Origin of the sequence: Leptothrix discophora (assembly GCF_030705305.1) — a bacterium.
Lineage (GTDB): Bacteria > Pseudomonadota > Gammaproteobacteria > Burkholderiales > Burkholderiaceae_C > Sphaerotilus > Sphaerotilus discophorus.
The window spans coordinates 38,994-53,008 of sequence record NZ_JAUZEE010000002.1 but is presented as its reverse complement, the minus strand read 5'-3'; the positions used below and the strand labels follow the sequence as shown (position 1 = coordinate 53,008).

12 protein-coding genes are annotated in these 14,015 nt (G+C 71.7%); 6 read left to right on the top strand and 6 right to left on the bottom strand.

Annotated elements, in window-relative coordinates; all coding sequences use genetic code 11:
- Window positions 1–24: 24 nt before the first annotated feature.
- Together Q8X39_RS03830 and Q8X39_RS03825 are read right to left on the bottom strand one after the other, a co-directional pair.
- The gene (locus tag Q8X39_RS03830) at window positions 25–1,575 is read right to left on the bottom strand and encodes a carboxypeptidase M32 (RefSeq protein WP_305748322.1); all 1,551 of its coding nucleotides are present in this window, start codon (window positions 1,573–1,575) and stop codon (window positions 25–27) included.
- 55 nt (window positions 1,576–1,630) lie between these two features.
- Window positions 1,631–3,655 (bottom strand): ShlB/FhaC/HecB family hemolysin secretion/activation protein, encoded by a 2,025-nt coding sequence (locus tag Q8X39_RS03825; protein WP_305748321.1) that lies wholly within the window; start codon window positions 3,653–3,655, stop codon window positions 1,631–1,633.
- A gap of 499 nt (window positions 3,656–4,154) precedes the next feature.
- On the opposite strand from Q8X39_RS03825, the gene Q8X39_RS03820 reads away from it, so the two are divergent.
- Entirely contained in the window at window positions 4,155–4,559 is a 405-nt protein-coding gene (locus tag Q8X39_RS03820) for a hypothetical protein (RefSeq protein ID WP_305748320.1), read from the top strand.
- An 87-nt stretch (window positions 4,560–4,646) separates the two neighbouring features.
- Here Q8X39_RS03820 and Q8X39_RS03815 read toward each other — a convergent pair whose 3' ends face one another.
- On the bottom strand, window positions 4,647–5,132 hold the full coding sequence (locus tag Q8X39_RS03815) for a YqaA family protein (RefSeq protein ID WP_305748319.1): 486 nt from the start codon (window positions 5,130–5,132) through the stop codon (window positions 4,647–4,649).
- A gap of 193 nt (window positions 5,133–5,325) precedes the next feature.
- Here Q8X39_RS03815 and dusB point away from each other — a divergent pair, with 193 nt between their 5' ends.
- From dusB to Q8X39_RS03790, 5 genes are all read left to right on the top strand, one after another.
- Entirely contained in the window at window positions 5,326–6,396 is a 1,071-nt protein-coding gene (gene dusB / locus Q8X39_RS03810) for a tRNA dihydrouridine synthase DusB (RefSeq protein WP_305748318.1), read from the top strand.
- Window positions 6,393–6,632: a Fis family transcriptional regulator gene (locus Q8X39_RS03805; protein WP_305748317.1), complete on the top strand. Its 240-nt coding sequence runs from the start codon at window positions 6,393–6,395 to the stop codon at window positions 6,630–6,632. The genes dusB and Q8X39_RS03805 overlap by 4 nt, the downstream gene beginning before the upstream one ends.
- An 89-nt stretch (window positions 6,633–6,721) precedes the next feature.
- Window positions 6,722–8,341 (top strand): bifunctional phosphoribosylaminoimidazolecarboxamide formyltransferase/IMP cyclohydrolase, encoded by a 1,620-nt coding sequence (gene purH, locus Q8X39_RS03800; RefSeq protein WP_305748316.1) that lies wholly within the window; start codon window positions 6,722–6,724, stop codon window positions 8,339–8,341.
- Between the two features lie 23 nt (window positions 8,342–8,364).
- The gene (gene ruvC / locus Q8X39_RS03795) at window positions 8,365–8,913 is read left to right on the top strand and encodes a crossover junction endodeoxyribonuclease RuvC (protein WP_305748315.1); all 549 of its coding nucleotides are present in this window, start codon (window positions 8,365–8,367) and stop codon (window positions 8,911–8,913) included.
- A gap of 180 nt (window positions 8,914–9,093) precedes the next feature.
- The gene (locus Q8X39_RS03790; protein ID WP_305748314.1) at window positions 9,094–11,331 is read left to right on the top strand and encodes a putative bifunctional diguanylate cyclase/phosphodiesterase; all 2,238 of its coding nucleotides are present in this window, start codon (window positions 9,094–9,096) and stop codon (window positions 11,329–11,331) included.
- A gap of 47 nt (window positions 11,332–11,378) precedes the next feature.
- Here the strand turns inward: Q8X39_RS03790 and Q8X39_RS03785 are convergent, their stop codons facing one another.
- From Q8X39_RS03785 to ftsZ, 3 genes are all read right to left on the bottom strand, one after another.
- The gene (locus Q8X39_RS03785; protein ID WP_305748313.1) at window positions 11,379–11,564 is read right to left on the bottom strand and encodes a hypothetical protein; all 186 of its coding nucleotides are present in this window, start codon (window positions 11,562–11,564) and stop codon (window positions 11,379–11,381) included.
- A gap of 10 nt (window positions 11,565–11,574) precedes the next feature.
- Window positions 11,575–12,510, bottom strand: a complete 936-nt coding sequence (lpxC, locus tag Q8X39_RS03780; RefSeq protein ID WP_305748312.1) for a UDP-3-O-acyl-N-acetylglucosamine deacetylase — start codon at window positions 12,508–12,510, stop codon at window positions 11,575–11,577.
- 167 nt (window positions 12,511–12,677) lie between these two features.
- Window positions 12,678–13,970 carry a cell division protein FtsZ gene (gene ftsZ, locus Q8X39_RS03775; protein WP_305748311.1) on the bottom strand — a complete coding sequence of 431 codons (1,293 nt, stop codon included), beginning with the start codon at window positions 13,968–13,970 and terminating at the stop codon, window positions 12,678–12,680.
- Window positions 13,971–14,015 lie beyond the last annotated feature (45 nt).

The window sequence follows — 14,015 nt, the reverse complement described above, 5'->3', positions numbered from 1 at the left end:
GCCCGCAGCCGGGACCGGGTCGGTTCAGCGGCCCAGGTAACGCCGCTCCAGATGGGCCCGGTAGTGCGCCGGGTTGAGCGGCTCGCCGCTGGCGCGCAAGGCCAGCTCCGGCGTTTCCCAGCGCGAGGCCTGCGACCAGATGTGCTCGCCCAGCCAGCCGAACACCGGCGCGAAGTCACCCGCGCCGAGGCGCGCATCCAGGTCCGGCGTGGCCCGGCGCATGGCCGCGAACCACTGCGCCGCGAACATCGCGCCCAGCGTGTAGCAGGGGAAGTAGCCGAAGGCGCCGCTGGGCCAGTGCACGTCCTGCATCGCGCCGTCGCGGTGGTTGCCGCGCGTGTCCAGGCCCAGGTAGGCGGCCATCTTCTCGTCCCACAGCGCCGGGATGTCCTCGACCGCCAGGCCGCCCTCGAACAGCGCCTGCTCGATCTCGAAGCGCAGGATCACGTGGGCCGGGTAGGTAACCTCGTCGGCATCGACCCGGATCAGGCCGGGCTGGACCCGCGTCACCAGCCGGGCCAGGTTGTCCGGCGCGAAGGCCGGCTGGTCCCCGAAGTGACGGGCCAGCAGCGGCGCCATCTGGCCCACGAAGCCCGGGTGAGCGCCCAGCTGCATCTCGAAGGACAGGCTCTGGCTCTCGTGGATGCCATAGCTGCGCGCCCGCGCGATCGGTTGGCCCAGCCAGCTGCGCGGCAGGTTCTGTTCATAGCGGGCATGGCCGGTCTCGTGGACCGTGCCCATCAGCGCCTGCTGCAGGTCGTCGTCGAGGTAGCGCGTGGTCAGCCGCACGTCCTCGGGCACGCCACCGGAGAACGGGTGGGTGCTCTCGTCGAGCCGGCCGGCATCGAAGTCGAAGCCGAGCCGTCCCATCACCTCCAGCGACAGCGCCTTCTGGGTGCGCCGGTCGAACGGCCCCTGCGGCTGCAGCACCGGCGGCTCGCTGGCCTGGCGGGCCTGGACCTCGCGGATCAGGCCGGGCAGCCAGGTCTTCAGGTCGCTGAAGACCCGGCCGACCTCGGCGCTGGTCATGCCCGGCTCGTAGCGGTCCATCAGCGCGTCGTAGGGCGACACGCCGGTGGCGTCCGACAGGTGCTGCGCCTCCTCGCGCGCGACCTGCAGCACCGGCTTGAAGTTCTCGACGAAGCCGGCCCAGTCGTTGGCCGGACGCTGGCCGCGCCAGGCGTGCTCGCAGCGTGCGGTGGCCAGCGTGCGGCGCTCGACCAGGCTGGCCGGCAGCGCGTTGCTGGCGCGCCAGTCGCGCCGCATCTCGCGCAGGTTGGCGCGCTGCCAGTCGTCCAGCGGCTCCTGCCCGGCGCGCGCCAGCAGGTCGGTCAGCGCGGCGTCGGTGCGCTGGGCGTGCAGCAGCGCGTCCAGCTCGGCCATCGCGGCGGCGCGGGCCTCGTTGCCCTTGGGCGGCATGTTGGCCGCCTGGTCCCAGCCGACGATCGCGCCGAGGTGCTCCAGCCGATGCAGCCGGGCATGGCGACGTTCGAGTTCGGCATAGGCCGGCTGGCGGACCGGGTCGGGCAGCGGGGCGGCGTTCAGTGCAGCGTTCTGGGCGGGCGTCGTCGTCATGTCGGTTGACCTGGTCGGTGTCGGCAGAAGGGGCCAATTCTCGACCGGCCCGGGCTCAGAAGCGCATCCGCACCAACATGCCCAGGCCATCGCGCGAACGCGGCACCGAGGCGCCCGGCGCGACGTCGAGCCGGGCGCCGTCGAGCTTGCGCACGACGCTCGCGTCCAGCTCCGCGCGGCCGTCCGGCACCGAAAGCCGCAAGCCCAGGCCGATGCTCGACAGCGTCGCCGCCTGCTCGTCGTTGCCACCGAGCTTGCGGCCGATGTCGCCGAGCCAATAGGGCCGCCACAGCAGCGCCGCGCCGGCCATCGGCGCGGCCAGCAGCTCGGTGCGCTGGACCAGCGCCGAGTCCCCGCCGACCACCGCGTCGACGAAGCCGCGCACGCCGGCGCTGGCCGAGGTCAGCTGCATCTGGTGCGACGGCACGAGACGCTGCCCGCTGTGCTGCGCCAGCGTCTGCGACTGCAGTTGCAGCGAGCCGATGCGCCAGTGCCCCAGCACCGAGGCGCGCAGCCAGGCCGCGCCACCGGCGCCGGTCCGGGCCGCCGCATAGGCCTGCGCGCCGGAGCTGCCGAGCCAGCCGACCGGGTAGCCCTGCGCCATCAGGCGCAGCTGCAGCAGGTCGCCGGCAGACCCTTGCAGCGACTCCAGCCCCAGGCCCAGCACCACCGTCGTGCGCCGGGAGCGCATCAGCGTCTGGGCCATGACGTCGATGCGGCTGTCGACCCGCTCGACCGCCAGCTCGTGCAGCAGCTTCAGGCTCTCGCCAGGGCGCTGGGCGCCGGTCGGCAGGAAGCGCGCCAGCGACACGCTCAGCTCGTCCTGGCGGCCCTGCCCGACCAGCGCGCCCGCGTGCAGCACGACCGACTCGGAGGTGCTGTCGGCATGGCTCAGGCCCAGCGTCAGCGCGGCGTGTTCGGTCGGCATCGGCCGGACATAGCTCAGCGCGCCGATGCGCACCGCCTGGGGCTGCGTGGCCGAGCGGCTCAGCGTCAGGCTGAGCGTGTCGTCGGCACCGCTGAGGTTGCCGTCCAGCAGCTGCGTGCTGAGCATCCAGCGCCCGACCGCCTCGCTGCCCGAGTTGTCCAGCCGCACTTCACCCGCCTGGCCGCCGGCCGGTGCGATCGCGACGACCTCGGCCGTCGGGCCGCGGTCCGAGCCCGGCGCCTCGACGTGGCGCAGCACGACCTGGCGCAGCGGATGCTCGCGTGCCAGCGCCCAGTCGCGCGGATCGACCGGATCGCGCAGCAGCGGCAGCACCATGCCGGCCTGCAGCGACGGCAGGCTCGCGCGGGTCTGCACCGCGTCAAAGCCGGGTGCGCCAATGCCTGCGACCGACTGCAGCACCGGCAGGATCTGCACCAGCAGGCGGCCGTCCTGCAGCCTCTGGGCGGGGATGTGGACACGGAACTGACCCGGTGCGGCGCGTTCGAGCACGCGCTGCATGCCCGCGGCGACCGCGCTCAGGCGGGCGGTGCCAACCGGTGCGCCGCGGGCCTGTTCCAGCTCGGCCAGCACCTCGGCCACCACCTCCGCCCTGAGGCCGGCCGACAGCAGGACAGACCGACCGCCCAGCGCGACGCTGGCGACCTCGAAGACCCGGAAATCCTGCGGCTCCATCGCGGGGTTCTCGGCCAGGGCGGGATCGGCGGCCACCCCTGCGTCCTCGGCCTGCACGTCCGGCGGCAAGGGGCGGGCGGGCGGTGTGGGCTCCGGCAGGCGACGCACCACCCGCTCGGTGGGCACGGCGGTCACCTCGTGCACGGCACGCGCGTTGCCCGACTGGATCGCCCCATCGGCGGCACGCAGGCCGAGCGCCGCTGGCAGCGGGCCACTGCCGCTGCCCACGGCCGCGACCTGCGGCGCCGCCCGGACCGGAGCGATGACGCCGACAACGGCGAGCAGGAACGATGCAGCCACGGGCAGCAGCGCCATCCCGGCCGTGGCTTGAACACGGACTCGATCCGGTCCGTGGGCCTGGGCGCAGGCGTTGACGTTGACGTTGACGTTGACGTTGACGGGGCAGGCGACGGGGCGCCCGGTCGTCCGGCTCCGGACGATCCGATGGATGCGGTTCATGGTGTCTTCCTTGCAGGGTGGGCTCGTGCAGCCCCTGGCCATGGCAATGGCCGGCAGATCAGGCATGACGCCAGGTGCGGCCGTCACCGCATCGCGTCCGGGCATGTCGCGAGCACCTCCCGGCGGTCACCGCATGTCTTCAACGTGGACGTTCCGGTGTGCATGGGCACCTCGACCGCCGAGAGCGGCAGCCGATGGCGGTCGGGCGGTCCATGCAAACGTTGACGCTGGCTGCGTCTTCGGTCGGCGCGCCCGCGACTTGAGGACTTCCTGCAGGGATGTCCGCTTGTCCAGCCAACGTCCAACATGCGCCCCATCGAACCGGACGCGCGGCACCCGTCGGGCCTCGTGGCCTGCACCGTCGGGCTCACCGGCCCGCAGCCGACCTGTTTGCGTGGGGGCACCCCGGGCATCCCACCGATAGCGGTCATTGCCGGCCCTGGGTCGATCCGAACAATCGTCGGTGCGCCGGCGGCAGCCGGTCCTAACGGAGGTCCACATGCCGACAAGCCCGCACAGGGCCGACCTGCTCCAGACCGCGATCGATCCGACCGGCACCGTCCTGCACCTCCGGCTCGCCGACCTCGTCGCGCTGATCCAGGGCCTGGGTGACGAGCGCCGCCACGCGCGACGCATCCAGGACGCGCTGCAGCAGCCCCACGAGATCCGGGAATGGATCGATCCGCAAGGCATGCGCCAGCGGACGCTGCTGCGCTTCCTGGACCTGTCGAACGACTCGCCGCTCCGGCCCTATGGCCTCGCGGTGCTGCGATTCGGCTGGCGCGCCAGCCGCTGGGAACTGGACCACCTGGACCTGCTGTCCGGCACGGAAACGTCGGTGAACGCCGAGATCGCCGACACCGGCCTGCGACGCGGCACCTGCGTGTACGTCGCTCCGGCTTGACCGGGCGACCCTCTCTCGACGTCAACCTGGGCGGCCCCACGCCGGCCTGGCCGACCGGGGCCGGCAGGCGGGCCGGCGACCGATCGATCAGCCCGCGCCGATCGCCCCCGGAAAGACCCACAGCAGGCCAGCCGTCATCACGACATAGCGCAGCAGCTTGCCCAGCGCCATCCAGGCCACGCAGGGCCAGAACGGCAGCTTGAGCCAGCCGGCGACCAGGCACAGCGGGTCGCCGACCACCGGCAGCCAGGCCAGCACGCAGGCCTTGGGGCCGAAGCGCTTGAGGATCGCCAGCGCGCGGTTCTCGGGGCCGTGGTGGGTCACCTTCTCGTAGGCCCGCTCGGCGCCCCAGCCCATCCACCAGGAGATCGCGCCGCCCAGCGTGTTGCCGGCGGTGGCCACCAGCACCACCGGCCAGAACTCCGAGGGGTTGAGCTTGACGATGCCGAAGACCACCGCCTCCGAGCCCATCGGCAGGATGGTGGCCGACAGCGTCGAGACCACGAAGACGGTCAGCAGGCTGTATTGCGGCAGCGCCAGCGCGGCCAGCAGCGAGGGGATCCAGGTGTCCATGGCGGCACATTCTGGCGGGCCAGGATGACACCCGTCGGGGTGGCTCCGCAAGACCCGGAGGCACCCGTCCGGGGGAGAGGCGCTGGCTATACTCTGCCTCCTTTTGCAGCAACCCGGCTGCATTCCGCCCGCCCCGTCTCCCCAGTCTTTCCCGGCGCCCCCGCCGTCCTTCCCCCCTTCTCCCCGACCCGTGATGCAGATCGGCCCCCACAGCCTGCCGAACCGGTTGTTCGTCGCCCCCATGGCGGGCGTGACCGACCGCGCGTTCCGGCAGCTGTGCAAGCGGCTGGGCGCGGGCTATGCCGTTAGCGAGATGGTGAGTTCACGCCCCGAGCTGCGCGACAGCCGCAAGACCAGCCGCCGGCTCGATCACGCCGGCGAGGTCGCGCCGATCGCCGTGCAGATCGCCGGCACCGACCCGGCCGAGATGGCGCAGGCCGCGCGCGACAACATCGCCTGCGGCGCCCAGATCATCGACATCAACATGGGTTGCCCGGCCAAGAAGGTCTGCAACGTGTGGGCCGGTTCGGCCCTGATGCGCGACGAGGACCTGGCCACGCGCATCGTGGCAGCCGTGGTCGAGGCCTGCGCCCCGCAGGGCGTGCCGGTGACGCTGAAGATGCGCACCGGCTGGTGCCAGGACGTCCGGAACGCACGAAGCCTGGCGCTTGCCGCGCAGGATGTCGGCGTGTCGATGGTGACGGTGCACGGCCGGACCCGCGAACAGGGCTACAAGGGCGAGGCCGAGTACGCCACGATCGCCGCCGTCAAGGCCGCGCTGCGCATCCCGGTGGTCGCCAACGGCGACATCGACAGCCCGCGCAAGGCCGCCGCCGTGCTGGCCGCCACCGGCGCCGACGCCGTCATGATCGGCCGCGCGGCGCAGGGCCGGCCGTGGATCTTCCAGGAGATCGCGCACTACCTCGCCACCGGCACCGAACGCCCCGCGCCGGCCACGCTGCAGGTGCGCGACTGGCTGCTCGAACACCTGCAGGACCACTACGGCCTGTATGGCGAGCTGGCCGGCGTGCGCACCGCCCGCAAGCACATCGGCTGGGCCGTGCACGCGCTGCCCGGCGGCGCTGCCTTCCGTGCCCGCATGAACACCCTGTCGAGCACCGCCGAGCAGTGGCGCGCGCTCGACGACTACCTGACCGACCTGGCCGATCGCCACCCGGTCTGGCCCGAGACGGCCGCCACCGCCACCGCGGACGGTGAGCCCACCCACGACGACGCACAGCCGCCGGCTGCCCTGACCGCATGAGTTCCTCTCCGCCCATCGACGACTCCATCCGCCAGAACCTCGAGATCTACTTCCAGGACCTCGATGGCACCGAGCCGCACGCGCTCTACGACATGGTCCTGAAGGCCGTCGAGCGTCCGCTGCTGGACGTCGTCATGCGCAAGGCCGACGGCAACCAGAGCCGCGCCGCCGAGTGGCTGGGCATCAACCGCAACACGCTGCGCCGCAAGCTGATCGAGCACAAGCTCATCGACTGAGCCACCCGGCCACGAGGCCACCGGATCGCCTGCCGCGCCCTTTCCCGCATCCTGAACTTCACCGAGGCCGACGTCGGCCCGACCGCACCATGACCACCGCTCTCCTTTCCGTTTCCGACAAGACCGGCGTCCTCGACTTCGCCCGCGGCCTGCACGCGCTGGGCGTCAAGCTGCTGTCCACCGGTGGCACCGCCAGGCTGCTGGCCGAGGCCGGCCTGCCGGTCACCGAGGTGGCCGACCACACCGGCTTCCCCGAGATGCTCGACGGTCGCGTCAAGACCCTGCACCCGAAGGTCCACGGCGGCCTGCTGGCCCGCCGCGACCTGCCCGAGCACATGGCCGCGCTGGAAGCCCACGGCATCGAGACCATCGACCTGCTGGTCGTCAACCTCTACCCCTTTGAGGCCACCGTCGCGAAGGCCGGCTGCTCGCTGGAGGACGCGATCGAGAACATCGACATCGGCGGCCCGGCCATGGTGCGCAGCGCCGCCAAGAACTGGGCCGACGTCGCCGTGCTGACCGATGCCAGCCAGTACGCCGAGGTGCTGGAAGAGCTGCGCGCCGATGGCCGCACCCGCCGCGCGACGCGCTTCAAGCTGTCGGTCGCCGCCTTCAACCGCATCAGCAACTACGACGCGGCGATCAGCGACTACCTCTCGTCGCTGGTCGACGGCGCGGCCACCGAAGCCGGCGCCGCCCCGGTGCGCAGCGAGTTCCCGGCCCAGTCCAACGGCCGCTTCGTCAAGCTGCAGGACCTGCGCTACGGCGAGAACCCGCACCAGGCCGCCGCCTTCTACCGTGACCTGCACCCGGCCCCCGGCTCGCTGGTGAGCGCGCGCCAGCTGCAGGGCAAGGAACTCTCGTACAACAACATCGCCGATGCCGATGCGGCCTGGGAATGCGTCAAGGGCTTCGACGCCGCCGCCGGCGAGGTCGCCTGCGTCATCGTCAAGCATGCCAACCCCTGCGGCGTGGCCCTGGGCGCGGACGCGGCCGGCGCCTATGCCAAGGCCTTCCAGACCGATCCGACCTCGGCCTTCGGCGGCATCATCGCCTTCAACATCCCGGTCGACCGGGCCGCCGCCGAGAAGGTCGCCAAGCAGTTCGTCGAGGTGCTGATCGCGCCGGCCTACACCGACGAGGCGCTGGCGGTGTTCGCCGCCAAGGCCAACACCCGCGTGCTGCAGATCCCGCTGGACGGGATCGACCGCCGCAGCACCTCGGCCTGGCAGCGCGGCCAGAACGCGCACGACGTCAAGCGCGTCGGCTCGGGCCTGCTGATCCAGAGCGCCGACAACCACGAGCTGCAGCGCGCCGACCTGAAGGTCGTCACCACGCTGGCACCGTCGCCGGCCCAGATCGACGACCTGCTGTTCGCCTGGAAGGTCGGCAAGTTCGTCAAGAGCAACGCCATCGTGTTCTGCAAGGACGGCATGACGGTGGGCGTCGGCGCCGGCCAGATGAGCCGGCTGGATTCCGCCCGCATCGCCAGCATCAAGGCCGGTCATGCCGGTCTGACGCTGGCCGGCAGCGTGGTCGCCAGCGACGCCTTCTTCCCGTTCCGCGACGGCCTGGACGTGCTGGCCGACGCCGGCGCGGTCTGCGTCATCCAGCCGGGCGGCTCGATGCGCGACCAGGAGGTCATCGACGCCGCCAACGAGCGCGGCATCGCGATGGTCTTCACCGGCGTGCGGCACTTCCGCCACTGAACGCCCGACCGCGGCCCGGCCCCATGCGCATCCTCGGCATCGACCCGGGCCTCGTCACCACCGGCTTCGGCGTGATCGAGGCCGACGGGCCGCGGCTGCGCTACATCGCCAGCGGCACGATCAAGACACGCGAGGCGGCCATCGGCGACCTGCCCGGCCGCATCCGCATCATCTTCGAGGGCGTGCGCGAGGTCGTCGCGACCTGGCAGCCGCAGGCCGCCGCGCTCGAGATCGTCTTCGTCAACGTCAACCCGCAGAGCACGCTGCTGCTCGGGCAGGCGCGCGGTGCGGCGCTCGCCGCGCTGGTCAGCGCCGACCTGACGGTGACCGAATACACCGCGGTGCAGATGAAGAAGGCCGTGGTCGGCCACGGCCAGGCCCGCAAGGAACAGATCCAGGCCATGGTCGCGCGGCTGCTGCAACTGCCCGGCGAACCCGGCAAGGACGCCGCCGACGCGCTGGGCCTGGCCATCGCCCATGCCCATGCCGGCGGCACCTTCGCCGCCGCCGCCGCCAGCACCACGCTGACGCGCCGCCAGCACGCCCAGTACAAGGGCGGCCGGATCTATTGAGCCGGATCGATGGAGCCGGACCGATCGCGCCAGGCCGGCCGGTGCGGCCCGCGATGGTTGACCCAGGGCAAGAGAGACGCAGGAACCTGGCGACAGGACCGCGCGCGTGATGGACCCCGCTGGTTCATGACGGACCCCGCGCGTACGATCCGAAACCGAACCGACGGTCCACCCTTCACCATGTCCGATCCTGCGACAACGTCCCGCCAGCGGCCGGCTGCACGCCTGGACGGCGACCTGCTGCCCGCCGTGCTGCGCGTGTTCGAGCACGGCCCGTACTGCGTCTGGATCTGTGACGCCGAAGAGATCGTCGTGCATGCGACCGCCGCCAGCGCGACGCTGCTGGGCCTGTCGCCCGACGCACCGCTCGGCCGGCGTCCGGAGGACGTGCTGGAGGGCCCGAGCGGCAACCTGGCCCGCTGGGGCACGCTGCGCCGCCTGGCCACGCGCAACGGCCGAGCCCAGACGGAGATGCTGCTGCGCACCCGGGCCGACCAGGCGCTGTGGTGCCGCCTCACGCTCGAACGCCTGTCCGACCGTGGCGACGGCACGCCCGCGCTGTCCGCGCTGGTGCTGGAGGACATCACCACCACCCGCATCCAGGCCGTGCTGCAGGCGCCGGTGCTCGATGCCATCGTGCATGAGCAGCCGCTGCACGAGCTGATGACACGGGTCTGCCAGCAGGTCGAGGCGCTGGCGCCGGACGTCGTCGCGACGGTGCTGCGCATCGACGACGAGCAGCGCATCCAGCCGCTGGCCGGTCCCAGCTTCTCGCCCGAGGTGGCGGCGAGCTACCACGGCGTCCCGATCGGCCCGAGCGTGGGCTCCTGCGGCACCGCCGCCTGGCGCGGCAGCCCGGTGCTGGTGACCGACATCGCCACCGATCCGCTGTGGGTGAAGTACCGCGCCGCCGTCCTGCCGCTGGGCTTCCGGGCTTGCTGGTCCAGCCCGATCAAGAACCACGGCCAGCGCGTGCTGGCGACCTTCGCCTTCTACTTCCGGGAATCGCGCGGGCCGTCCGACCTGCATCGCCGCCTGGTGGCCACCTGCCTGGACCTGTGCACGCTGGCCTTCGAGCGCGAGGACTCGCGCGCCCACATCCACGAACTGGCCTTCTTCGACGGCCTGACCGGCCTGCCGAACCGGCGCGAGCTGCAGCGCCAGGCCGGCGAGGCGGTGCAGTCCGCGCGGCGCGAGCAGCGGCCGCTGGCGCTGCTCTTCATCGACCTCGACGACTTCAAGCTGATCAACGACAGCCAGGGCCACGCGGTCGGCGACGCGGTGCTGCGCCAGGTCGCGCAGCGGCTCGAACGCTCGGTCCGGCAGGACGACCTGGTCGGCCGGCTGGCGGGCGACGAGTTCGTCGTCGTGCTGCCCGACTGCGACCCGCCCGCCAGCCGCGACATGGCCGAGCGCATCGCCGCGCGGCTGGCCGAGCCGATGTCGGTGCCCAACCCGCCCGGTGCGGCGCTCACGCTGCATGCCGGCGCCAGCATCGGCGTGGCCATGCTGCCGGAGGACGGCACCGACCTGGAGACGCTGCTGCGCCATGCCGATCTGGCGATGTACCAGGCCAAGGCCGAGGGCCGTGGCCAGCTCGCCTTCTTCCACCGCGAGCTGGACGAGCGCAGCCGCGAGCGCATGCGGCTGGAGACCGACCTGCGGCGCGCCATCGGTGCGGGCGAGCTGGTGCTGGTCTACCAGCCGGTCGTGCGGGCGCACGGTGGTGGCATCACCGGCCTGCACAGCGTCGAGGCGCTGGCCCGCTGGCAGCACCCGCAGCTTGGCGCGATCGAGCCGGCCCGCTTCATCGCGCTGGCCGAGGCCTGCGGGCTGATCGGCGCGCTGTCACGCTGGGCGGTCGACAGCGCCTGCGCCCAGATGCAGCGCTGGCGCCGGGCCGGCATCGCGGTGCCGCAGGTGTCGGTCAACCTGTCGGCGCGCGACTTCCACGACCCGACCCTGGTCGACTGGATCTCGGACACGCTGCGTCGGCACGCGATGCCCGGCGAGAAGCTGACGCTGGAGCTGACCGAATCGGCCCTGCTGGATCGCCGCAACGACACCCTGGCCGAGCTGGCCGCGCTGCGCGAACTGGGCGTGCGCCTGGCGCTGGACGACTTCGGCACCGGCTACTCCAGCCTGAGCCACCTGCACCGGCTGCCGATCCAGCGCGTCAAGCTCGACCAGAGCTTCGTGCACGACCTGGAGCACGACGCCAACGCCCAGGCCCTGACGACGGCCGTGCTGCGCATCGGCGAAAGCCTGGGCATCGAGGTGGTGGCCGAAGGCGTCGAGACCGCCGGCCAGTCGCAGTTCCTGCGTCAGCGCGGCTGCACGCTGCTGCAGGGCTACCTGCATGGCCGGCCGATGTCGGCCGAGGCGCTGGAAGGCTGGCTGCGCGGGTTGCGGGGCTGAGACGCCGGCATCGGCGCCGGTCCATCGAGCAGGTCCAGCGAGCCGGTTCAGAGCGCCAGCGTCAGCCGCTCGAGCAGCAGCACCACCGCCCCGGCCAGGCCGGCCAGCACGGTCCACTTGACGATCAGCAGCCCGCGCCGCCGCCAGGCCACCTCGCCCGTGAACATGTAGGCAGCCACGCAGGCAACGGCCGCGACCATCAGCAGCATGAAGACAAGACGGATGACCAACACGGCGTGAGCCTCACCAGGCAGGCGCCAGTTCGGCCATGCCCTGCGGCGCGAGCTTCTCGTCCTCGAAGGTGACGACCTCCCAGGCGCTGGCGTCGGCCAGCAGCGTGCGCAGCAGCTGGTTGTTCAGCGCGTGGCCGCTCTTGAAGGCGACGTAGTGGGCCAGCAGCGGCATGCCGCACAGGAAGAGATCGCCGATGGCATCGAGGATCTTGTGCTTGACGAACTCGTCGTCGTAGCGGAGGCCGTCGCTGTTGAGCACACGGTAGTCGTCCACCACGATGGCGTTGTCCATCGAGCCGCCGAGCGTCAGGCCGCGCGAGCGCATCAGCTCCAGGTCCTTGGTGAAGCCGAAGGTGCGGGCCCGCGCGATGTCGCGCTTGTACTGGCCCGATCCCATGTCGAAGACCACGCGCTGGCCGGTCTGGTCGACCGCTGGATGGTCGAAGTCGATCTCGAAGGTGAGCTTGTAGCCGTGGTGCGGCTCCAGCCGGGCCCACATCGCGCGCTGGCCTTCGCCGACCTTGACCTCGATCGGCTTGCGCACGCGCAGGAACTTCTTGGGCGCGTTCTGCAGCTCGATGCCGGCGCTTTGCAGCAGGAAGACGAAGGACGCGGCCGAGCCGTCCAGGATGGGCACTTCCTCGGCCGTGATGTCGATGTAGAGGTTGTCCAGGCCGAGCCCGCAGCAGGCCGACATCAGGTGCTCGACCGTGTTGACCTTGGGCGCGCCGGGATCGCCACCGGGCGACAGCGTGGTGGCCATGCGGGCCTCGCAGACGCCGTCGGCGCGCACGGGGATGTCAACCGGCTGCGGCAGGTCGATGCGGCGGAAGACGATGCCGGTGTCGGGCGGCGCGGGGCGAAGCGTCAGCTCGACCTTCTTGCCGCTGTGCAGGCCCACGCCGACGGCGCGGGTCAACGACTTCAGGGTGCGTTGCTTGAGCATGGCGCGATTTTAGGAGGTCGATCCGACACGGATCGGTCGGTGCGCGATGGCCAGGGCTATCGCCGCCATGGCAAAAACCCGGCGCGCGGGACCACGCGCCGGGATGAAGGAGAACGACGGTTCAGGCCCGCTCCCGACCACGTGGCCAGGAGCGGCGCCGGACGGGATCAATCGGCCTGCTTGCGCAGGAAAGCGGGGATCTCGATCTCGTCCATGCCGTTGCTGGCCAGCGCATCGACCTTGGCCGCCGCCTGGGTGCGGTTGTTGCGCCAGACGCTGGGCACCGCGAACTCGTTGCCGACACCGACCGGCGAGGCCAGCACGCCCGCGCCCATGCCGCCGACCGCCGCGCCGTGGCCGGCCGCGCTGGCGCTCAGGCCATGCGCACCGACCACCGCCGCCGGGGCCGCGACCGACTGGGTCAGCACCGGGATGTTGTCGGTGCCGGTGCGCTGCACCACGACCTGCGGCTGCTGCACGACCTGGATGGTCGGTGCGGCACGACGGGTCGAGGCCAGGCCGGTGGCGATCACCGTGACACGCAGCGCGTCGCCCAGGCTCTCGTCGTAGGCGGTGCCGAAGATCACGTGCGCGTCTTCCGCCGCGTAGCGACGGATGGTGGTCATCGCGTTGCGGCTCTCGGCCAGCTTGAAGGTCTGCTTGCTCGCGGCGATCAGCACCAGCACGCCCCGCGCGCCGGACAGGTCGATGCCCTCCAGCAGCGGGCAGGCCACGGCGGCCTCGGCGGCCTTGGTGGCGCGGTCCGGGCCGCTGGCGGTCGCCGTGCCCATCATGGCCTTGCCCGGCTCGCTCATGACGGTCTTGACGTCCTCGAAGTCGACGTTGACCAGGCCGGGGATGTGGATGATGTCGCTGATGCCGCCGACGGCGTTCTTCAGGACGTCGTTGGCCTCGGCGAAAGCCTCTTCCTGGGTGACGTCGTCGCCCATGACCTCGAGCAGCTTCTCGTTGAGCACCACGATCAGGCTGTCGACGTTGGCCTCCAGCTCGGACACGCCGGCGTCGGCCTGCTTCATGCGGCGGTTGCCCTCGAACTCGAAGGGCTTGGTGACCACGCCCACGGTCAGGATGCCCATCTCCTTGGCGATGCGCGCGATCACCGGCGCCGCGCCGGTGCCGGTGCCGCCGCCCATGCCGGCGGTGATGAAGACCATGTGCGCGCCGTTGAGCGACTCGCGGATGCGGTCCTGCGCCTCTTCGGCCGCCGCCTTGCCCTGGTCCGGACGCGAGCCCGCGCCCAGGCCGGTGTGGCCCAGCTGCAGCAGGCTGTGCGCCTGCGAACGGTTCAACGCCTGCGCGTCGGTGTTGGCGCAGATGAACTCCACGCCCTGCACGCCCTGTCCGATCATGTGGTCGACCGCGTTGCCGCCGCCGCCGCCCACGCCGATCACCTTGATCTGCGTGCCCATGTCGAATTCCTCGATCATTTCGATGCCCATGCCGCTCTCCTTAACTTTGCGTCGTGTGTGTGTCGTCGTTTGTCT